Genomic DNA, 19,446 nt, shown 5'->3' on the forward strand with positions numbered 1-19,446 from the left:
CATTCGTCTGGCGCGTTCCCCTCTGGAGGTTTTGACCTTCATACCTGGCCGGGCCTTTGGTCCGGCCTTTTTCATGCGTGCGAGAAACTGGCAAACGGGGCGACGACGTCCGGCCACTGATTGGGCATCTCGCTACCAAGCTCGTCCAATATCGCCTTGCCCCTCCCGGCGAACCGAGAACCATTATCAGAGCTGTCAAGCCGACGGCTTATGTTCGCCAGCCCGGCAGGTGAAGACTCGCACATGGCCGTTTTCTCGGCCTGCCATTCTCTCCAGTCATGCAGGCTTGTCGAAGACCATGGGCAATCCACGTTTAGACGCCATCTCGACGACCAGTTTTTCGATTGCTTGATCGGAAAGGCGGGTCTGCAGTGTCGTACGAATCCGCTTAACCAGTTCGTGCACCGGCAACGGGGCGAGATCCTCGGCATCATCGAGAAACCGACTGACTTCGATCACAACGTCAGCATCGAAGTCGCTCGGCAAATCTCTCATATCCCATCTCCGATCGACGTAAAATTGCGGTCTTGCTGACCGATGTCGCTTTAAGCAGATGAACGTCGGTTGTTTCCCGCGATGGCAGAACTCGATGCTCTGCTGCCGGCTGAACAAATCCCCTTCATCGCTGTGTTGCTTTGAAGCTCTACTTTTCAAAGTCACTTTCGAAACCATCGAGGCTACTATCAACTTGGACCTCAGTCGCTGCGTAAGATGTTCGCTTCCAACGCCGCGGCAACGAAAGCCCGTCTCGCAACCGGCGTCTGAGCTTCGCCGCGCAGAACCTGAAGACATGCATCCATAGCCAGTTTTCGCTTCGTCGTCTGATGAGGGAAACTCCGCAGCAGGATCGCGGCTGCGTCGTTCACATCGAATATGACGCGCTCACGCTCCTGCCGGCCAACTTGCACCACCACGGGCCGGACGAACCTGCTCGACATGCAATTACACTTTCAATTCAGACCATGACACGGACTTCGCGTATCATAACGTTGGGTCAGTTTATACAGTCATTGACTATGCACGGAAGAGGAAACAGCAGTGCTCAATCTCGAGCCTGACCAGTTTCAGAAGGCCGCTACCTCAATCCGGAGGGGCCTCGGTCTTGGTGCGCAATAAAGCACAGGGGAATTCTGTCGCGTCCGGAACGTGAATGGGTGCTTCGCCCAGTCTCGGGCTTTGCTGAAACCAAGCCTTCCTTCCTGGTTGCAAGCCTTGAAGCGGCCCTGCCGCATGGGCGACGCTTCTAGGGGCGCGCGGGTGCCGGGAGAGGAAGAGGGCGGGCGGGTTGCGATGGCGGGTAAAGGTCCGGGAGAGAGTCTTCCGGCGCCCGCCTAGGAGCGACACTCATGACCCAGATAGAAATTCACGCGCCCAAGCGCAACGAGCGTGCCGGTTACAAGATCGACGTCAGCCGCGGCCAGCGCATCGGCCGCGTGTCGTCAGAATGGTTCAACCGGCCGGCGGACGAGCGATACCTGTCGCTCACCGACCTCCGGCATTCGGTGAAGAGCCGGTCGGAGCGTAGCAAGACCCGCATCGTCGAAAGTGAGCTGATCCGCGTCGAGGCCAGCCGCGACGATCCGGAGCGCCTGAGGCTAATGCTGCCCGATACGCGTGCGCCTGTTGCCCCAACGCATTGGAGTTTTGGCCAACTCGCCAGCCTGGTCGGCGCGCCGGCCACCTATCGCCGTTTGCGGTGAAATTACCCTGCACCACGACGACGCCTACATCCAGGTCAGCCAGTTCGGTTTGTCCTCAGGTCACGGTATCCTGATCCGCACCTGCAAGGGCCGTAAAGACTACATCGGCGGGGCCAACCACTTCGTCGCACTCGGCATGCTCGACGATATCCCGGCGCTCGCCGCCGCCGTCCGTGCCATCACCGGGGTTGGTCGAGACGCTTCGTGTTCCTCCGAGCGACGCGCCGCCTAAACTCCTGCAAACCCCATCATCGCCAGTGCACGTGCCGGCCGCAGGCTCGGCCCGTCGCCAGCCACAACACAGCAAGCAGTTGCCATGGCGCGGCGATGCCGCGCGTGGCCGACTTGCCTTCATGAGAACCTTATGACCGCACATCCACCCTTCAGGAAGGTGCTCGACGGCGTCGCCACCCGAGAGCAGATGTTCCAACTGTTCAGCCGTCACAAAGACACTCCTGGCATCGATCCCAATTCCGGCACTCCCTATTCAGCCGAGTGGTTTGAGATCACCGCGTCCGAATACCACTTCATGCTAGATTTGTTGCCGCCGCTCTTCATGCGCACCGGCATGCTCGGAATGTCGGAGTATAAGGCGGGCAACGTGACCAGCGTATTCTTGGCGATCCGGATCCGGGGCGGCGAGCGCTGGTTTCATGGCTTCTGCGATCTCACGGATCGGCAGTCGCCAGACAAGATGCGCGCCGCCATCATCGCCCACGAGACCGGCGCGAGCGACAGCATGACCCGCGCGGAAAAGCTCGAGGCGATCTGGAACATAACCCCTGTCAAGCTCAGGGGGACCGCCCGCAATGCAGACCCCGAGACCGGGTGGGCCGAACATCGCGGCAAACGCACGATTCTCGTTAACGCCGGAAGGCATGATGCTACCTTCAGGCTGCTCGATGATCTGTCGGATCTCGAGATCGCCGAGTACCTGTCCAAAGTGCGATTGCGTCGGAGCTGACGAAGGAAGACGACGATGGGCATCTATAAGAACCGCGCTTCGGCGAGCAAAGTGTCTCCATCAACGTGACCGACTTTCGCTCAATGTATGCACCCGCGTACGGCCCATCCTCAGCTGTTGAGACCTGCGAGACCGTATGGCCAACTGCCCCGAGGATACAAGCATCTGGCCCTCAGCAAAACTTGGGGTCAGTGCCTGCCACGCGGGAGGTATCCGGCATTACGCAAAGCGCCGATGAACAGGCTGGCCGGGCCGGCGATACTCGTCCTGGCCTGCGTTGCGAGCGGCAGCGTGTTCCAGTCCTCCAAAGGAGCGATAAAGCTGGAGAAAGCGCCATTGACCATGCAATGGCTGGTCAAATGGCCTTGCTTATCCAGCACCAGAACGCCTGTCTGATTGCTGGGATACCGGATGGCGGCGACGCGCTGAAGTTCCATGTCGCCATCAATGCGCAAACTGAAAAGCAGGACGCCCTGGCTTCTGTTCGCGACTTCCGCGACTTTTTCCGTGAAAGGGACAGGAAGCGCCCGAACGCTGTCGACCGCCATCCCGAAAACAAGCGCGTCCAGCTCATCCGCCGCCATGAGAAGATTAGTTCCCAAGAATATAAGGATTGCAACCGCTCCAGCCGGATTGTGCACAGTCATCGCACTCCGCCAGCTAGACGCCTGAGCATCGCGTGTATGAGGCAGCACTCTCTCGGTAGGCATGTTCGCCCCCGTTCATTGAGCCGATTGCCCTAGGCCCATGACACACCGCTTGCTCGTTGCGGGGCTTCTCCGATAAAGCACGGCGAAAGCGATATACGTCGGGTACTCGCTAACCCAAACTTGCGACTTGGCTAGCAAGTCATGCTCACATCAAGGAACAGACTATGAAGCGCCAGATCCGGCCATTCATCGTGGAAATGAAACAGAGGCGCGGTAAGGAGAAGCCAAGCCATTCGATCTGGGGGGATCTCGACCTGTCCAAGATTGCCACGGAGATGACGCAGCCTGGCTATGCTGCTCCGCTCCCAAATTCCCAGGTCATTGACTTCAGTATAAGACCCCTTGATGCTGAAGAAGGGGATAAACCACAAGCGGAGTATATGATGGCCGATTTTCAGGACGCTCAGACTGTTCAGACGACAGTAGCGCCAGCTAAAGTGGAAGAGCCTGAATCGAAGAAGAAAGTTCCGCGAGCAAAGAAAGTGAAGGCAGAGCTCTTAAAGCCGGTCCGCAAGAACGGAGCGAAACCTGCGCCCCAGGCGGCGGAAGCTCCAGTGGCAGCGAAGACCGCCCGCAAGACATATTCCGAGAAGGAACGCTCGCAGAAGCTTGCCCAGATCGAGAAATCGATCGCTGCCGGCGCGACCAGCAAGATCGCGGTCGGCCAGGCCGGCATATCTGAGCAGACCTACTATTATTGGAAGAGGGCTGTCGCACCTTCTTTAGACAGCGGCGATCTCCGCGATCTTGTGGCGCTCGAAGAAGAAAACAAGCGCCTCAAGAACCTGCTTGCCGAGCGTCTGCGCAAGGAAAATGCCGAGCTCAAGAAGAAGCTGGGCCTTGCGTAAGACATACTGAGCCAATTGGAAATTCCGCCGACGCTCAGAGCGGCAGCGGCGGCATGTCGCCTTCGCCGACCCGCCACACCCAGGAGCCGATCTCCGGTCGCGCGGCCATCATTTCATCGAGCGACGCTTCGTAGTTCTCGCCCGCTCCGGCCGGAACGACAAAGAGCGCTATCGGCTCGTCCCTGTTTTGAAGCAACGCATTGGCGATCGGCTGGTCGGGTTGCAGGTCAAAGCGCAATCCCTTCACGCTCTTCTCGCGAAGGCGGGCGAGCCTATCGACGAGCCTTTTCTCCGGGACCGTCTCGTAAGGAATCCAGTTTTCGGAGACCACCATCAAGGCAATCTCCTCGACAATGGCCAGGCCGGCCAGGTTCAGTCCGAAGGTCGCGATCACCATCAGATGTGAGTTCGAATCCGCTGCCCACAGCGACAACTCTCTGTCGAAACGTGCCTGCAAACGGCGGTGCAATGCATCGTCGATAATGAAGGGAAAGCCGGGCAGGTGCCTGATGACAAGTTTCTGACCGGAACGAGCAGGAACAATCTCTTTCACCTCGCCGACCAGGACGAGCAATTTTCGGGGGCCGGATTTCGGCGGGAGCGCCGTGCCGAGAACCGCGTTGCGACGCTGCTCGATCGATTGCTTGTTCTCGGCGCGAAATGGCTCGGGCACGAACAGGATATCTGCGAGCGCTCCGCCCCTCACCGTCATTTGCCCGGCAGCCTCGAGAAGGTGCCAGCGGACATTCCACCAATGTCGCTTGCCAGCCCACCTCGATGTCCAGACGGTCAATTCGGCCTCGTGCCAGAGATAATGAAGCAGGCCACGCAGCGACATCCGCCTGGGATCGGCCGTCACGCTGGCGGAACTTTGCCCCGAAAGCACCGATGCCGCGCGGCTCCCCGTCTTCGACAGGCTGAAGTCCAACTTGAGGGCCGCCATGCCGCTTTGCGGATCGAGTTGTACCGCGCTGCCCATCAAGGCGCCCAGGCCGGACAGTTCGTAAGGCGATTGGTACGAATCGCAGGACGGATCATGCCCGCCGCCGCTGAGCGGCATGCGCTTGATCAGATGAAGGTCACCGATGCGGGCGATGTACATCGGGCAGCCCGGCTCGCTGCACAGGCATAGCGGGCGCTCGCTGCGGGCATAGGCGTTCGCCAGCGCCGACTGCAGGTCGGGCGCTCCCTCCTCATAGACCGCACTGCCAATTTTGAACCGTCGCATCCCCTCCACAGCTCCAGGTCGCCGCTGCATCCCTGTCCGGGCATTCAAGTCTGGCTTTGCGCGGAGCGCAACCCCTTTGGTGCATCGGCGCCAGAGGGAGAGGGGAGCCGTGAAGATTGGAGCCCGGCTGGCGCGCAGAGAGTGCCCGGCGCGGGCGCCACTGCCCTCTCGCGAAGGACATTTCCATGAACATTGTTTCGACCACACCGGCCGTTGCCCGGATTGCTGCTCCCCTCGACGTGCCGGCACAAGACGGCATCGACACCGCCCAGGCGATCTATCAGGCGGGAATGCAGCTTCTGCCGTTTCTCGAACAGGGCGAGCCTGTCATCACCGCCGCAATGCGCACCGCCATGACGACCAGTTTTGGCGGCAGCGATGCGCAAGGGTTCTGGGTCTGGAAGGACGCTTATGAGGCGCTCGAAGTCGCCCAGGTGCTGTTTTTGCGCCGGTTCGGCCCTGCGATCCTGTCGCGGTCGACCACGCCGCAGGCAACGCTGGCGATGATCAAGCGCATCGCGAACCTTCTTCCTACCCATACGCGACGGTCCCACGAGAGCCAGGCCATGCAGCAGCTGTCGACGCCCTTGCCGCTCGCCTTCGTCACGGCGCACGCCGCGGCGAGCGCATCTTGCGACCTGGTTCTCGAACCTTCGGCCGGCACCGGTTTGCTCGCCGTCCATGCCGAGATGGTGCGCGCCTCGATCGCCCTCAACGAGCTTGCCGCGACGCGGGCCGATCTCCTCGGCCTGCTGTTTCCAAGGGTCCCCGTCTCGCGGCACGACGCGGCCCATATCGACGATCATCTCGACTTGGCCATCGAGCCGTCCGTCGTGCTGATGAATCCACCGTTCAGCGTCGGCGCCTATGTCGACGGCCACGTCACTGACGCGGCATGGCGGCATCTCTTTTCCGCATTCGCCCGCCTGCGCGCCGGCGGGCGCCTGGTCGCCATCACCGGCACCGGGCTGTCTCCCGAAAACCCCAAATGGCGGCCGGCCTTCGAACGCCTGCAGCAGCAGGGCATCGTCATCTTCACAGCAGGGATCGACGGCCGTGTCTACGCCCGCCATGGCACCACCACTGATACGCGCCTGACAATTATCGACAAGGTACCGGCCGCCGACCCGAAAAGCTTCGTCCGGTCACCCGGCAAGGCCAAGGATGTCGAAACGTTGCTCTCCTGGATCACAGATCTCCCGCCCCGGACACTGGGCGGCTTTCCGGATACAATCGGCGCGTTGTCCCGCGGCATCCCGTGCAATGCCGCCATGCACATGGGCGCCCGATCGGGGACAAGAGCCGCACCCCTAACAGTCGCAACTTCTGCTCCGAAGGCCATCCAATCGGTCCGTACGAATGCGCGGGCGAACCCCGCCCGCCAGGTCAAGGCAAACAGCACGCCGGCGGTCCCCCTCGCATATGAGATACGCGACTGGATGCCGGAAGAGGGCGGCCGGTTCACCGACACGATCTACGAACCCTACGCGCTACAGTCGATCGACATTCCCCGCGCAAAGCCGCATCCGACGCCGCTCGTGGAGTCGGCAGCAATGGCCGCCGTCGCGCCACCAAAACCTTCCTATCGGCCGCTTCTTCCTGATGCGATGATCGACGAAGGCCTGCTGTCGGACGCCCAGCTCGAGAGCGTGGTCTATGCCGGCGAAGCCCATTGCGGCCATCTCGCCGGCACCTGGACGGTTGACGAGACCTGCGATGTCGTCTCGGCCGCACCAGAAGGGGCTGCGAACGCTGTCCGCTTCCGCCGTGGATGGTTTTTGGGTGACGGAACCGGCTGCGGCAAGGGACGGCAGGTCGCCGGCATCATCCTCGACAACTGGCTACAGGGGCGACGCCGCGCGATCTGGATTTCCAAGTCCGACAAATTGCTGGAAGACGCCCAGCGCGATTGGGCAGCACTTGGCCAGGAAAAACTCCTCGTCCAGCCACTCTCGCGCTATCGGCAGGGTACGCCGATACGCCTTGCCGAGGGCATCCTGTTTACGACCTATGCCACACTCCGCTCCCAGGAGCGCGAAGGCAAGAAGTCTCGCATCGCGCAGATCATCGACTGGGTCGGGCAAGAGGCGGGGAGCGGCGAAGCCGCGACAGGGACGAAAAAAGCGTTTGATGGCGTCATCGTCTTCGACGAAGCCCATGCCATGGCAAACGCGGCGGGCGGCAAGGGCGAGCGCGGCGAAGTCGCGCCCTCGCAGCAGGGCAGGGCAGGCTTGCGGCTGCAGCACGCGCTTCCCGATGCCCGCGTGGTCTATGTCTCGGCCACTGGCGCGACCGCGGTCGAGAACCTCGCCTATGCGCAGCGTCTCGGCATCTGGGGCAGCGAGGATTTTCCCTTCGCCAACCGCGCCGAGTTCGTCGCCGCAATAGAGGATGGCGGTGTCGCAGCAATGGAAGTGCTCGCCCGCGATCTCAAATCGCTCGGCCTCTATGCGGCGCGTTCGCTCTCCTATGACGGTGTCGAATACGACCTGCTCGAGCATGCGCTGACCGAGGAACAGATCCGCATCTACAATGCCTATGCCGATGCGTTCCAGGTCATTCACAACAACCTGACCGCCGCACTCGAGGCGACCAACATCACCAGCGAGGCCGGCACGCTGAACCGCGACGCAAAATCGGCGGCGCGCTCGGCCTTCGAGAGCACCAAGCAACGCTTCTTCAGCCATCTCATCACTTCGATGATGACGCCGACCCTGATCGGCGCGATCGAAAAGGACCGGGTCCAAGGTCATTCGGCGGTCGTGCAGATCGTCTCGACCGGCGAGGCGCTGATGGAACGACGCCTTGCCGAAATCCCGACCGAGGAATGGTCGGACCTGCATGTCGACGTCACGCCGCGCGAGTACGTCGGCGGGTACTTGATGCACTCCTTCCCAACCCAATTGTTCGAGGAATATTCGGACGCGGAGGGGAACGTCTATTCGCGGCCTTTCCACGAAGAAGATGGCAATCCGGTTCAATGCCGCGAGGCCGTTCGCCGGCGCGACGAGATGGTCGAAAAACTCGCATCGCTGCCGCCGGTCGGCAGCGCGCTCGACCAGATCATCCACCACTTTGGCACCGACACCGTCGCCGAGGTGACCGGCCGGTCGCGCCGCATCGTGAAGAAGACCGGCCGAGACGGCATCGACCGGCTGGCCGTGGAAAACCGCCCTGGCTTGGCCAATCTCGCCGAGACCCAGAGTTTTATGAATGACGACAAGAGCGTCTTGGTCTTTTCGGACGCTGGCGGCACCGGGCGCTCCTACCACGCCGATCTCGGCGTGAAGAACCAGCGCCTACGCAAGCACTATCTGCTCGAAGCAGGCTGGCGCGCCGACAATGCCATCCAGGGACTCGGACGGACCCACCGCACAAATCAGAAGCAACCGCCGCTGTTCCGGCCCATGGCCGCGAACGTGAAGGCCGGCAAGCGCTTCCTGTCGACGATCGCCAGACGGCTCGACACGCTGGGCGCGATCACGCGTGGCCAGCGCCAGACCGGCGGGGCAGGGCTGTTCCGTGCCGAGGACAATCTCGAAAGCCCGTACGCGCGCGCCGCCCTGCGCCAGTTCTACATGCTGTTGCACCAAGGCAAGATCGAAGGCTGCTCGCTAACAACCTTCGAGACTGTCACCGGCCTGTCGCTGACCACCGATGAAGGCGGCGTGCGCGACGAGCTACCGCCGATCACGACCTGGCTCAACCGGCTGCTGGCGCTGCGCATCGAAACCCAGAACCTGCTGTTCGAAGTGTTCGAGCAACTGATGACGGCAAAAGTCGAGGGCGCCATCGCCGCCGGCAACTACGACAAGGGCCTGGAGACGATCACGGCCGAAAGCATAGTCGTCACCGATCGCCGCACCGTCTACTCGCATCCGGTTTCGGGCGCGCAGTCGCATGTGCTGACCGTCGCGCGCAAGGACCGTATCCGGCCGCTCGGCCTGATCGACGCGCTAGCCATTGTCCGGGCGGAGCCGCAATCGGTTCTGTTGGTGAACACGCGGTCGAACCGCGCGGCGATCCGGCTGCCGACGGCGAGCCTGATGCTCGACGACGGCACGATAGAGCACCGCGTACGCCTGCTGCGGCCGACGGACGAACTGCGCTTCGGTCTCGACGCCCTGGCCGAGACCCATTGGGAGCCGGCTGACCGGAGGCAGTTCTGCGAGTTGTGGCAGTCGGAAGTGGCCGCCATCCCGGAGTTCACCACCAGCACGTTCCACATCGTGACGGGTCTGCTCCTGCCGATCTGGCGTCGGCTGCCGGACCATGATTGCCAGGTCTACCGGATCCAGACCGATGCCGGCGAACGCATCATCGGGCGTCACATCGCTCCGACCCTTGTCGCGACCATGTTCCACAATCTGGGGCTCGACGATGTGCCGGCGCTCGCGCCGGAAGATGCATGGACGGGCCTTGTGGAAGGCAGGATCGGACTGCAACTCGCCGATGGCCTGATCCTGCGCCGCAGCCGCGTCATGAACGATTACCGTATCGAGCTGATCGGCTTCACCGAGGCGACGGTCCCCCGGCTGAAGGCGCTGGGGCTGATCTCCGACATTATCTCCTGGAAGCTCCGGCTGTTCATCCCGACGTCCGCGCTGGGGTGCGCCATCCTCGCCTCCCTTCTCGATCGTCATACGCTGGTCGGGGTCACCGACCCTACGGCAGCGGCGTGAGGGGAGACGATCATGACCGTCTCGGCCTCCGAGCTGGCGCGCCGCCTTGGCGAACATGCCGAGGCGGTGTGCCGCGAATTTCTCTCCAACGGCCATCGCTCCGGCAACTACTGGATGGTCGGCGATGTCCACAATACGCCCGGCCGTTCCATGCATGTGCGGCTCAAGGCGGTTGGCGGCAAGGCAGCCGGGAAATGGGTGGACGAATCGTCGGGGGAATATGGCGACCTGCTTGACGTCATCGAGCAGAGTTGTGGTCTGGTCGACTTCCGCGAGGTCGCGGATGAAGCACGTCGCTTCCTCTCCATGCCGCTCCCACCGCCCCAAGCTCCTGGCGCGCAGCGCCAACCCGTCGCGGCACGCGGCTCGCCTGACGCCGCGCGGCGCCTGTTCGGCATGTCCCAGCCGATCGCCGGCACGTTGGCCGAACGCTATCTTGCCGGCCGCGGCATTCTGCTCTCCACGCGTGAGCGTGCCCTGCGTTTCCATCCCGGCTGCTACTACAGGGATCTCTTTACGGGCGAGACGCGGACGCTTCCTGCCCTGATTGCTGCTGTCACCAACTTCGACGGGCAGATCACAGGCCTACAGCGCACTTGGCTTGATCCCTCGGGTCAAGGCAAGGCGCAACTCGCCGATCCACGCCGCTCGCTGGGTCACCTGTTTGGCAATGGTATCTGGCTAGGCCACGAGCCCCGTGCACCAGTCCCGGTTGTGGCCGCCGGCGAGGGCCTTGAGACGATGGCGTCGCTCCGGACGGTCATGCCGGCGCTTCCGGTGGCAGCCGCCACCTCGGCCAATCACCTCGCCGGCCTGATCTTCCCGCCTGGCTGCCGTCGCCTCTACATCGCAGCCGATGCCGACGCCGCCGGCCGGCACGGCATCGAGCGTCTCAGCCAGCGCGCAGCCGAGGCCGGGATTCTCGCCTTGGTATTGAGGCCGCAGCTCGGCGACTTCAACGACGATCTGCGTCATCTCGGCCCGGCCCATCTCGCGGCATGGCTCAGCGACCAGCTTGTCCCGGAGGATGCCCGTCGCTTCCTGCCGCCCGGATGAATGGGTCGGGCCGGCACGCGGGCCGGCGCGACGCCGACGGATAGCCTGCAGGCATGGCGGCGGTCCACCGGAGAGGCCGCGCCAGCGGCCTGCCTGAGAGGCGACCCCTGCCACCCCCCGGTCACGGCCGCAACGGCTTCGCCGTCCTTCGCTCGCGCTCCGGCCTTCGGTGCGGCCGCGCCCGGCGCGCGGCCGGGATGCGCTGTCAGGCCGCGATAGGCGCGGCCACACCCGACGGAGACACCGCCATGACCTACGACCTTCCTCTCGACGACGTCTACGAGCCCTACCACGCCTCCTCGCCGACCGATCGCGTCATCCTCGAACTGCAGATGTACGGCCATCGCCCGCATCAGGACGAACCTGATCCTCGGCCACTTCCCGACGACGAGGTGATCCGGGCCGGCCTCGCCGGGATCGTGGAAACCTTCGCCGGCATGCTTGGCGACACCAGGCTCGAACCCGATCTCGACGATCTGCTCTGGTCCTTCGCGAACGTCTTCCACCGTGCCGCCGAGCGCGTCGCCCGCAGCCTCGACCGCAACGAGGAGGCGCAGCGCTCGAGTCAGCAGGAGCAGGACGGCTCGGAGGTGAAGTCGGTCGAGCTCGAACGGCTCACCGCCGAGGGCATCACCTATATCGAGCGCCGCAACGTGCTCGAAATCATGCGCGATGAGGCTGCCGACCTCTACGAGGCACAAACCGGATCCGCATGGCGGCCGCGCACCGGCTCCAAGGTCAGCCACCAGGCAATGACCGCAGCCATGATCGACTCCAGAGACTTCCTAGCCGCCCGTCGCCACGCTGAAACCGAGGTGCTCGTTCCAGCCGGCACCAAGATTGCTTTTGCCGGCGGTCTCGACTGCAATGATCACGACCGGATCTGGGACGCACTCGACAAGGCCCACGAAAAGCATCCCGACATGGTGCTGCTTCACGGCGGCAGCCCGCGCGGCGCTGAGCGCATCGCCGCCTGCTGGGCCGAGAACCGCAAAATCACCCAGATCGCCTTCAAGCCGGACTGGAACCGTCACGCCAAGGCCGCACCCTTCCGCCGCAATGACCAGCTTCTCTCGGTGGTGCCCTCCGGCCTGATCGTCTTTCCCGGCTCCGGCATTACCGACAATCTTGCCGACAAGGCCCGTCGGCTCGGCATCCCCGTCTGGCGGTTCGCGGAGGGCGGCGCGTGAGCGCCGCTTTCCTCGCAACCGCACCATCGAACCCGACCGCGGTCGGGTTCGCCCGCGCGCGCGAAGCTCGGCACCCTGCGCCTCCACGGATCGTATCAACGCGGCGGAGCGTGCCGCTGCGCGGCTTCGTATTGCAGCCCGCGAGGCCGCGCGGTGGTGGTGCGGACGATCGACACCGAGGCTGAGAGCTACTGGCGGAGCTGGGGTTTTGTTCCGTTGCGGGACAACCCGTCTATCCTGATCCACTTGATCCAGGACGCGAGCCTCTGGCTGGCCGAAGGCCGTCCGCGCGCGTAGCACCTCCGGCAGCGGTTCAGGGCCTGGGCGCGCCGGCCTGCGGCCGGCCGGGCTCTAGTCGCGGCGTCCCGCCGCTCCCGCGCCGGCTTCGCCGTCTCGGCCTTCGGGTGACGATCCCTCGCGCAGGGCCAGAGGGAGAGGGGGGTGGGCGCGGGGGCGGGGGACGCTGGAGAGAAGGGAAAGTCACGATGTCGATGATATTCATAGGTGGATCAAGCGAGATATTCGAACTGCCGGAACCTGCCATCACTCGCATCAGTGCAATCGTTGCTGCCGAGCACGGCGTGCTGATTGGCGACGCCTCAGGAGCAGATGCCGAGGCGCAGATCCTGCTCGCGGGCTACAAGTACGAGCATGTCGGCGTCTTCCATGCCGGCAACGAGCCCCGCAACAATCTGGGCGACTGGGCCGCCTACCATGTCCCGTCACCTGGAGGCACTCATGGATATTGGGACGATGCCGCCAAGGACCGGGAGATGGCGCGGCGCGCCGACTTTGGCATGATGGTCTGGGACGGCGCATCACCCGGTACGGCCGTCAACGTGCTTCGGCTCGCAATCGCGAACAGGCCCTGCGTCATTTACGATCTGGCCAGGGGCCGGATGGCGACAACGTACAATGTGGAGGACTGGTGCGCCATGCTCCGCCATGTCGATCCGGACACTCGCCGCCACGTCGAAGCCCGCATGACGCCCGAGGAGCGTCTAACGTTGCCAGGATGATGGATGCGGTCCCGCCGACAGCCCGGCGGGTTCAATCAGATATGTGGATCCGGCTCCTCGTCGCCTAATCCATTTGTATGTGCGGACGGAGCCGGCCCCTTCGAAACCGGTCCACGCGCAGAGCCGCGGGGCTTTGTGCGGATGATCATCTTTTCTCACCTCTGAAGCCGGTGCAAGCGTGCCGAACAACATCCTGGCTTGCCGGGTCATCCAACCTGACTGCGCGGTATCGTCCCCGAGGGGGCGTGAAGGCCGCTGCCAGCCGGCCCGATCTCGAAACCGCTATGCCGCCATACCGAACACGCAAGGCGGTCACGCGCCGGGCTGCTGTTCGATGTGTTGGCAATGGCGACTATATGACCCGAGAGGCTGCAGCATGTTCCTGCGATCCGCCAGCGTTGCGTCGGCGGTCTGGCGATGGCGGCCTGAGTTCTTTTCCTTCGGTCGCATCCGGGACCATTCCCGTTTCATGTCGCCTTTGTAGACGACCGCCTGCTTTGTGCGGTCAACCCCCGTTGGGGGTACACTCGGCGAATATTCAGGAAAATTCGATTTCTGCTTTTTGTCCGCGGACAGGCGAAGGGCCTGCCCGCAATTTTTCGGAAAATAGAATTTTCCAGAATTTTCGCCGAGATGACCGCAGCAGGACGGCCCTCTCCTTTGGCGCCATCGGGAATGGTCCCGATGCAACCGAAGGAGAACTACCATGGCCACCACGATCGCAAACCTCACCACCAAGGCCGACGGCTCGATGGAAGGCGTCTTCGCCACGCTCCGGGTCAACGCTCCGATCACCCTGATCCCGAACACCAACAAGTCGCGCGAGGACGCGCCCGACTACCGGATCGTCAACAAGCGCACGGGCTTCGAGATCGGAGCCGGCTGGCACCGCATCTCCCAGCGTTCGGGCGAGGAATACCTCTCGGTCAAGCTGGAAGCCCCGGAGATCGGCGTCATCTTCGGCAATGTCGCTCCCGCCCCCGGTGGCGAGGAAAACAAGAAGGTCATCCTCTGGAACAACCCCCAGTGAGGCATCGGTGGCCGGCCCCCGCAAGGGGCCGGCTCCCCACCGGCAAAAAGGAGGTTGCAATGAGCCGCTACACCATCACCGTCACTGGCACCGTCACCGGACAGGGCCGCTCGGACCCAGACGCTGTCATCGGCTACGATCCACCACTCCGGACCTACTTCCTGCAAGCGTTCCCGCACGAAGAAACCGACGAGCCCGGTCTTTGGCTCGGCACCCACAATCGCGCGTTCGAAACGCTTGAGGATCTTCGCCATGCAGCCATCTCACACGGCTACGACTTCATGTCGCTGTCGCCCAAACTGGCCGCAAAGCTGGTCGACGACAAAGCGGCAGCCAGCGGGCGTCCGGTGCGAGACACAATCTTCGGCCAGGTGCTGAAACACCTCAACCAACCCAAGTAGGCAACACGTCCCAGGGCCGCGACGGAGTGTTCCGTCGCGGCCCTTTTTTTTGCACGTCGCAAAAGAGCCACGAACATCACCCGCTACAGCAAGAGACAGCGACTCCAAACCGCCGATTATTCCTTCGGCAGTTTGTGCTTATGAATGCGGATATAGTCCTGGACAGCCTTTCGCAGCAGTTCGGTCATGCTGTGCCCGTTGCTGATCGCCAGCAACTTGAACTGGCGCTGCTCCGCAGCCGTCAAATAGTAGCCGCAGCGGATCATCTCCTCCTCGCGAATCTTCTTTCCGGCGATGGGGTCCTTTTTCTGACCCTGTCGCAGCAGCTTGCGAAAGTCGGGCCCGACTGCCGGGGACGGCTTTGACGGGTCCTGCACCTGTGGCGCAGCTTGCTCCTTGGTCCCTGATGTCTCAACCTTCGGTGTGATGAACATGCTCGGCAGCGCCGGCGGCTGCGTGGAAATCGCCTTCATCATGCGGGCTTTCTTGTCGTCACCGGGTTTCGGCGCGGTTTCTTCACTCATGCCGCGTTCCTTGTGGCTTCGATGAAGGTTTGCAGAAGGTCGTCAAAGACCCCTTCGCTCTCGGCAACCGCCTTCGCGTCAGGCACCTCGGGGCTGTAAAGGGTCTGCCCGGTCTGAAGGTCGCGGTAGGCAACGCGATTGTGCAGGACGTGTTCTGCAATCGGCGTGCCGTTGGCCTGGATGATGGCGCGCAGTTCGGTCAGGGCTCGCGCCCTGCCATCGATGATGGTCTGCTTGGTCAGCACGAATATCGCAGGCAGCGGTCTATCCCGGCTCTCGACCGCCAGCGGAATGTAGTGGTCGGTGATCTGGATAGCGGCGGTTACATCGTCTAGGGCAAAATACACCGGCACGACCACAATATCGGCGGCGAAGAGCCCGGCCATGAGGTTGTCGTTTGTGGTGCCTTCCGTATCGATCAAGACGACGGTGCGTTCACCGTTGTGAGTGGCTGCCGCGCGAAGGATTTCCTGTGGGGTCATCGCGCTCACCATCTGGAGCCTGTCAGGACGATTGCCAGCTTCGCCCAGCATCTCGAACCAGCGGTTCATGTTCTGCCGCCGGTCGCCGTCGATGAGAGTGACCGAATAGCCCCGATGCAGCGCGACGGATGCGAGGGCACGCAGCATCGTCGATTTGCCAGTGCCGCCCTTTGGGATCGCAGCGGAGATGATCATGGGGGCCTCCTTCCGGCGTTGTCTCCTTGTCTCCATGTTAACGTGGAGACAAGTCATCATGGATCATGAAACAAAATCACGGGCGAAACATCATGGCATAGTCGACGGGGAAGCCTGGTTTGGCAACCCAGGCGCGCACAGATAAGGGCTCGCTAAAGATGCAGTTTATGCGCAGCTGCTATCTCAGGAAAGAACGGGCCCGGTGGCCCGTCGACCGCGCATTTTCCGATTACGCTTTCCGGCTGACCATCAGAGGCCGATGTTTCCATGTTAACATGGAAACAAGTCGCCAACGCATCATATACACATCGCATCAAATCACGATGGGAACATTTCGCCCGCGCTACTGCCGCCGACAACTGAGCTGGTGAGAAGGCGCGCCCCGTAATTTTCAATTCTCTGCTTTCTCGCTGTTTTATTGGCAGGATAGCCTATTTTGTGATACACACAAAATAAGCGGCGCGGCCCTGGGGCCTTAGCGCCCGCAAGCGGGCTTGAGAGATGAATGCAGACGTCCAGAAAACAGCGGTGAAGAGCGCGTCACGACGCTACGGCGAGGTGACGCACATCCGGTTTTCGGCTGACGAGCTGGCCAGCCTCAAAGCCATTGCGGAGCGGGACGGCGTCACCGTCAGCGAGGTCGTCCGGCGTGTAGTGCGGGCAGAGGCGGGGTATCTGCCTCTTGCGTCAGAGGCGTTGCGGCCGGCGATCGTGGATATGACCGATCAGCTGCGGCGCGTCGGCATCAATTTCAATCAGGCCGTGCGCGCCATGAACGACGGCCGTGTTGCCCACGATGAGGATCTTGAGCAGGCGCTGATCGCAGTGGGCGACCTTGTGCGGCAGTTTCGCGAGGAACTGAAAACGATAACCGTCGAGTCTCGCAAGGCGAGGGAGGTCCGGCCATGAGCGGTCGTCTTGCTGGCTACGCGGCCGAAATCGAACGCTATCTGCGCGGCGAGTCCGGCGTGAAGCGTGAGGACATGGACGACGACAAGTCCGTGACGGGCGCCCGACGCGAGGCCGGTGAATTCCAGGCGATGAAGAGTTATGAGCTGACCGGTGGCGGCGGACGCCTGGGGCAAGGACAAGCCGGCTCGACGCTAGGTGGCGGCAGGAACGCCGCTCGTTCTTCGCCGGGAGGGGCAGGAGCGGCGGGGATCTCCATGTCCAGCGGGGCACCGAAGTCCACTGCTGCGGCGAGCTCGCCCAAGGCCGTTAGCGCCCCGATCATGGTCTATGGCGCCACGCTCGCCGGTTTCCGGCCGGAAGAGGAGGAGGAAGACTGGAAGCGGCGCGGCGGCGGCGGCCGTGGCACCGATCGCCAGAGCGGTACGGGACGAGCGGCGCGGGTCGCTTATCAGGCGCGGGCCGTGGCGGCACGGGCAGGCTATGCGGCGGGCGCGCAACCTGCCGTGTTCAAGGTCATGCCGAATCCGCCATCGACCAAGGAGGCCGCCGGTCGGCTGCTCAATTACATCGGCAAGCGCGAGGACGAAAAAGGCGAGAAACACGACATCGATATCTTCGATGAGGATGGACAGGTCCTTGCGACAGGCGGCGCACGAAAGGCGTTCCTGGAGACGTTTTGCGAAACGTTCGAACCGCCCTTGGAGAATACCAATTTTATCGAGGTTCGTTTCGAGCTCGCCGGCGAGCTCACCGATGCCGCCTTGAGCGAGGCGTTGAACAAGGCCTTCGGCGCAAAACCGTTCATCTATGCACGGGACGGTGAGGCGGTGGAGGTATACGCGCACACCGATGAGCGGGCAGGACCGCTCGCCAAGGTGCTTGCCGGTGGGCGGGAGAATTCGCGCAGCAAGGCGCTCGACAAGATCGAGGCGCGGTTGTCCGAAGCCATGGGCGCGGCGGGGGTAGTAGCCAAGGCAGAGGTGACGGCGGCCGTAAGCCGTGAACCCAAAGCGAAATATTTCCTGCAGAAGTTCATCCGCACCCACAGCCAGGTCCGCCACGCAAATGGCGAACCTGTGCCCGGGGCGAAGAATTCCACCAAGGCGGCGGCTTCGGTCTATGAACAATGGCGCCCGCAGTTTTCGGGGCGTGAGCGCCGCAATGCCTATCACCTGCTTTTCTCGGCAAGAGCCGGCACCGATGCCACCGCCGTCATGGCCGCGGCGCGCGCCGTGCTCGAGGAGCGAGCGCCAGGATACAAGTTCGTCCTGGCGCATCACAAGGACACCAAGCACGTCCATATCCACGCGATGGTGCAGGCACGGTCAGCCGACGGCGAGCGCCTGAAATTCTACAAGCCAGATCTGGTCGCCTGGCGCGAGGCCTTTGCGGAAAAAGCACGCGAGAACGGCATTGCGATGGTGGCGACGCGGCGCATGGATCATGCGATGACGCGGCCCTTCACGAAGGAGCATGCCGGAGCCTACAGCCGCGCCCAGAGCGATCCGCGCTACCAGGTCAGCGCAAGAACGATCGAGCGCGTGGAGGCCAAGCGGCAACGCCGTTTGGATGGACATTCCCTTGTCGTGAACGGCGATGCAATCGCTACCGCATGGCAAAAGACTGTGACGACGATGCGGACCGCGGGCATAGTCGGTCAGGCTCTCACGGCAGCGGAGTCGATCGGCAACAATTTCCTGCAATTCCGTCGCGATCGGGCAGGAGAGGGGCAGGCAAGGCCTGCCGCGGGCCGCGGGGCTGATCAACCGGGGCAAAAGTCTTTCCTGTCCCATCCCGGTATGAGAGAATTGAATGCACTGATAGGAGATTTGGACATGGCGCAGACCCCCTTGGAAATGCGGCGTCAGATGGCCCGCGTCAATCAGGCTCTGGACAATATGCGCGAGACGCTGCCGCCGGCGCATCAAGGACAGTTCGAACAGTATCGTGAAGAGGTGAACGACAAGATGCACGATCGTCTCGCGCGGCTGCAATTCGAGCGGCAGCAACAGCGTCGTGGTGGTGGCGAGCCGATCCCCGAGCGCGAGGCGCGAGGGCGAGACCTTCCAACCCGGGACGATCCCCGCCACACGGAGCAGCCGCGCGCCGGCACCGAGCTGGAGAGAGCCAAGCAGAAGGATGCCAAAAAGCAGAAGGTTCAGCAGGCTGAAGAGCAGGACCGCAAGACTCAGCGCTCGAATGATAACGACTACGAGCGCTGAGCAAGGGCCATCCTGGCGTCCTCGCGCGTGGTCAGCAAAACGACGCATTCGTCACAGAATGATCAGGCTGCAGAGTAGTAATGCGCCCCCATTGCGGACATTGCGGTAGTTCTTATGCGACGCCGAAAGCGGACGTCCCGTCATGAAGGACCGCTCGCCGAACTCGGTCAACGCATTAGAAACGGCCCTGTAACCGCTTTCGACCAGAATGATTCCCAAGTAAGGTATCGCGGGGCCGATTCTGACGGTCTGGCGCTAAGCGTCGGGGTTCCTCAGCACGGAG

General features: G+C 62.8%; 17 protein-coding genes and 1 pseudogene. 12 read left to right on the top strand and 6 right to left on the bottom strand.

The genetic code is table 11. From position 1 onward, the window contains the following. Positions 1–276 precede the first annotated feature (276 nt). Together EN861_RS28395 and EN861_RS28400 are read right to left on the bottom strand one after the other, a co-directional pair. On the bottom strand, positions 277–495 hold the full coding sequence (locus tag EN861_RS28395; RefSeq protein WP_127399524.1) for a hypothetical protein: 219 nt from the start codon (positions 493–495) through the stop codon (positions 277–279). A gap of 200 nt (positions 496–695) precedes the next feature. Further along, positions 696–938, bottom strand: coding sequence for a DUF982 domain-containing protein (locus EN861_RS28400; RefSeq protein ID WP_095775686.1), 243 nt, complete (start codon positions 936–938; stop codon positions 696–698). Positions 939–1,346: 408 nt separating this feature from the next. Here EN861_RS28400 and EN861_RS28405 point away from each other — a divergent pair. The 3 genes and pseudogenes from EN861_RS28405 to EN861_RS28415 form a co-directional block, all read left to right on the top strand. After that, positions 1,347–1,691 (top strand): annotated as a pseudogene (locus EN861_RS28405) (hypothetical protein); the annotation flags it as partial. Between the two features lie 58 nt (positions 1,692–1,749). Continuing rightward, positions 1,750–1,932: a hypothetical protein gene (locus EN861_RS28410; protein ID WP_245512131.1), complete on the top strand. Its 183-nt coding sequence runs from the start codon at positions 1,750–1,752 to the stop codon at positions 1,930–1,932. Between the two features lie 132 nt (positions 1,933–2,064). Continuing rightward, positions 2,065–2,664, top strand: a complete 600-nt coding sequence (locus tag EN861_RS28415) for a DUF1419 domain-containing protein (protein WP_135867145.1) — start codon at positions 2,065–2,067, stop codon at positions 2,662–2,664. A gap of 188 nt (positions 2,665–2,852) precedes the next feature. Here EN861_RS28415 and EN861_RS28420 read toward each other — a convergent pair whose 3' ends face one another. Next, positions 2,853–3,248, bottom strand: coding sequence for a hypothetical protein (locus EN861_RS28420; RefSeq protein ID WP_245512132.1), 396 nt, complete (start codon positions 3,246–3,248; stop codon positions 2,853–2,855). A gap of 290 nt (positions 3,249–3,538) precedes the next feature. Here EN861_RS28420 and EN861_RS28425 point away from each other — a divergent pair, with 290 nt between their 5' ends. Beyond that, a complete protein-coding gene (locus EN861_RS28425) occupies positions 3,539–4,222 on the top strand; it encodes a transposase (protein ID WP_245512133.1) in 684 nt (227 codons plus the stop codon). Between the two features lie 34 nt (positions 4,223–4,256). On the opposite strand, the gene EN861_RS28430 is transcribed toward EN861_RS28425, so the two are convergent. Next, positions 4,257–5,450 (bottom strand): DUF1173 domain-containing protein, encoded by a 1,194-nt coding sequence (locus tag EN861_RS28430; protein ID WP_135867257.1) that lies wholly within the window; start codon positions 5,448–5,450, stop codon positions 4,257–4,259. Between the two features lie 185 nt (positions 5,451–5,635). Here EN861_RS28430 and EN861_RS28435 point away from each other — a divergent pair, with 185 nt between their 5' ends. The 6 genes from EN861_RS28435 (at position 5,636) to EN861_RS28460 (ending at position 14,828) form a co-directional block, all read left to right on the top strand. Then, positions 5,636–10,132, top strand: coding sequence for a strawberry notch family protein (locus EN861_RS28435; RefSeq protein ID WP_135867149.1), 4,497 nt, complete (start codon positions 5,636–5,638; stop codon positions 10,130–10,132). Between the two features lie 12 nt (positions 10,133–10,144). After that, positions 10,145–11,188, top strand: coding sequence for a toprim domain-containing protein (locus tag EN861_RS28440; protein ID WP_135867151.1), 1,044 nt, complete (start codon positions 10,145–10,147; stop codon positions 11,186–11,188). A 248-nt stretch (positions 11,189–11,436) separates the two neighbouring features. Continuing rightward, positions 11,437–12,378, top strand: a complete 942-nt coding sequence (locus tag EN861_RS28445; protein ID WP_135867153.1) for a DUF2493 domain-containing protein — start codon at positions 11,437–11,439, stop codon at positions 12,376–12,378. Positions 12,379–12,863: 485 nt separating this feature from the next. Next, the gene (locus tag EN861_RS28450) at positions 12,864–13,397 is read left to right on the top strand and encodes a hypothetical protein (protein WP_135867155.1); all 534 of its coding nucleotides are present in this window, start codon (positions 12,864–12,866) and stop codon (positions 13,395–13,397) included. A gap of 706 nt (positions 13,398–14,103) precedes the next feature. After that, a complete protein-coding gene (locus EN861_RS28455; protein ID WP_135867157.1) occupies positions 14,104–14,427 on the top strand; it encodes a DUF736 family protein in 324 nt (107 codons plus the stop codon). Between the two features lie 59 nt (positions 14,428–14,486). Then, positions 14,487–14,828, top strand: coding sequence for a hypothetical protein (locus EN861_RS28460; protein ID WP_135867159.1), 342 nt, complete (start codon positions 14,487–14,489; stop codon positions 14,826–14,828). 116 nt (positions 14,829–14,944) lie between these two features. On the opposite strand, the gene EN861_RS28465 is transcribed toward EN861_RS28460, so the two are convergent. Both EN861_RS28465 and EN861_RS28470 read right to left on the bottom strand, forming a co-directional pair. Beyond that, positions 14,945–15,352, bottom strand: coding sequence for a hypothetical protein (locus tag EN861_RS28465; protein WP_135867161.1), 408 nt, complete (start codon positions 15,350–15,352; stop codon positions 14,945–14,947). Then, positions 15,349–16,029 carry a ParA family protein gene (locus EN861_RS28470; RefSeq protein ID WP_189343761.1) on the bottom strand — a complete coding sequence of 227 codons (681 nt, stop codon included), beginning with the start codon at positions 16,027–16,029 and terminating at the stop codon, positions 15,349–15,351. Before EN861_RS28470 ends, EN861_RS28465 begins: the two co-directional genes overlap by 4 nt. A gap of 501 nt (positions 16,030–16,530) precedes the next feature. On the opposite strand from EN861_RS28470, the gene EN861_RS28475 reads away from it, so the two are divergent. Beyond that, a complete protein-coding gene (locus EN861_RS28475; RefSeq protein ID WP_135867165.1) occupies positions 16,531–16,938 on the top strand; it encodes a MobC family plasmid mobilization relaxosome protein in 408 nt (135 codons plus the stop codon). Continuing rightward, positions 16,935–19,163: a relaxase/mobilization nuclease domain-containing protein gene (locus EN861_RS28480; protein WP_135867167.1), complete on the top strand. Its 2,229-nt coding sequence runs from the start codon at positions 16,935–16,937 to the stop codon at positions 19,161–19,163. The genes EN861_RS28475 and EN861_RS28480 overlap by 4 nt, the downstream gene beginning before the upstream one ends. Positions 19,164–19,446: the final 283 nt, after the last annotated feature.

Origin of the sequence: Mesorhizobium sp. M8A.F.Ca.ET.218.01.1.1, assembly GCF_004791165.1 — a bacterium.
Lineage (GTDB): Bacteria > Pseudomonadota > Alphaproteobacteria > Rhizobiales > Rhizobiaceae > Mesorhizobium.

Excerpts from the sequence above, each read along its gene's own strand:
- EN861_RS28395 (WP_127399524.1), bottom strand. The coding sequence starts at position 495 with ATGAGAGATTTGCCGAGCGACTTCGATGCTGACGTTGTGATCGAAGTC.
- EN861_RS28400 (WP_095775686.1), bottom strand. The coding sequence starts at position 938 with ATGTCGAGCAGGTTCGTCCGGCCCGTGGTGGTGCAAGTTGGCCGGCAG.
- EN861_RS28415 (WP_135867145.1), top strand. The coding sequence starts at position 2,065 with ATGACCGCACATCCACCCTTCAGGAAGGTGCTCGACGGCGTCGCCACC.
- EN861_RS28420 (WP_245512132.1), bottom strand. The coding sequence starts at position 3,248 with ATGGCGGCGGATGAGCTGGACGCGCTTGTTTTCGGGATGGCGGTCGAC.
- EN861_RS28425 (WP_245512133.1), top strand. The coding sequence starts at position 3,539 with ATGAAGCGCCAGATCCGGCCATTCATCGTGGAAATGAAACAGAGGCGC.
- EN861_RS28430 (WP_135867257.1), bottom strand. The coding sequence starts at position 5,450 with ATGCGACGGTTCAAAATTGGCAGTGCGGTCTATGAGGAGGGAGCGCCC.
- EN861_RS28435 (WP_135867149.1), top strand. The coding sequence starts at position 5,636 with ATGAACATTGTTTCGACCACACCGGCCGTTGCCCGGATTGCTGCTCCC.
- EN861_RS28440 (WP_135867151.1), top strand. The coding sequence starts at position 10,145 with ATGACCGTCTCGGCCTCCGAGCTGGCGCGCCGCCTTGGCGAACATGCC.
- EN861_RS28445 (WP_135867153.1), top strand. The coding sequence starts at position 11,437 with ATGACCTACGACCTTCCTCTCGACGACGTCTACGAGCCCTACCACGCC.
- EN861_RS28450 (WP_135867155.1), top strand. The coding sequence starts at position 12,864 with ATGTCGATGATATTCATAGGTGGATCAAGCGAGATATTCGAACTGCCG.
- EN861_RS28455 (WP_135867157.1), top strand. The coding sequence starts at position 14,104 with ATGGCCACCACGATCGCAAACCTCACCACCAAGGCCGACGGCTCGATG.
- EN861_RS28460 (WP_135867159.1), top strand. The coding sequence starts at position 14,487 with ATGAGCCGCTACACCATCACCGTCACTGGCACCGTCACCGGACAGGGC.
- EN861_RS28465 (WP_135867161.1), bottom strand. The coding sequence starts at position 15,352 with ATGAGTGAAGAAACCGCGCCGAAACCCGGTGACGACAAGAAAGCCCGC.
- EN861_RS28470 (WP_189343761.1), bottom strand. The coding sequence starts at position 16,029 with ATGATCATCTCCGCTGCGATCCCAAAGGGCGGCACTGGCAAATCGACG.
- EN861_RS28475 (WP_135867165.1), top strand. The coding sequence starts at position 16,531 with ATGAATGCAGACGTCCAGAAAACAGCGGTGAAGAGCGCGTCACGACGC.
- EN861_RS28480 (WP_135867167.1), top strand. The coding sequence starts at position 16,935 with ATGAGCGGTCGTCTTGCTGGCTACGCGGCCGAAATCGAACGCTATCTG.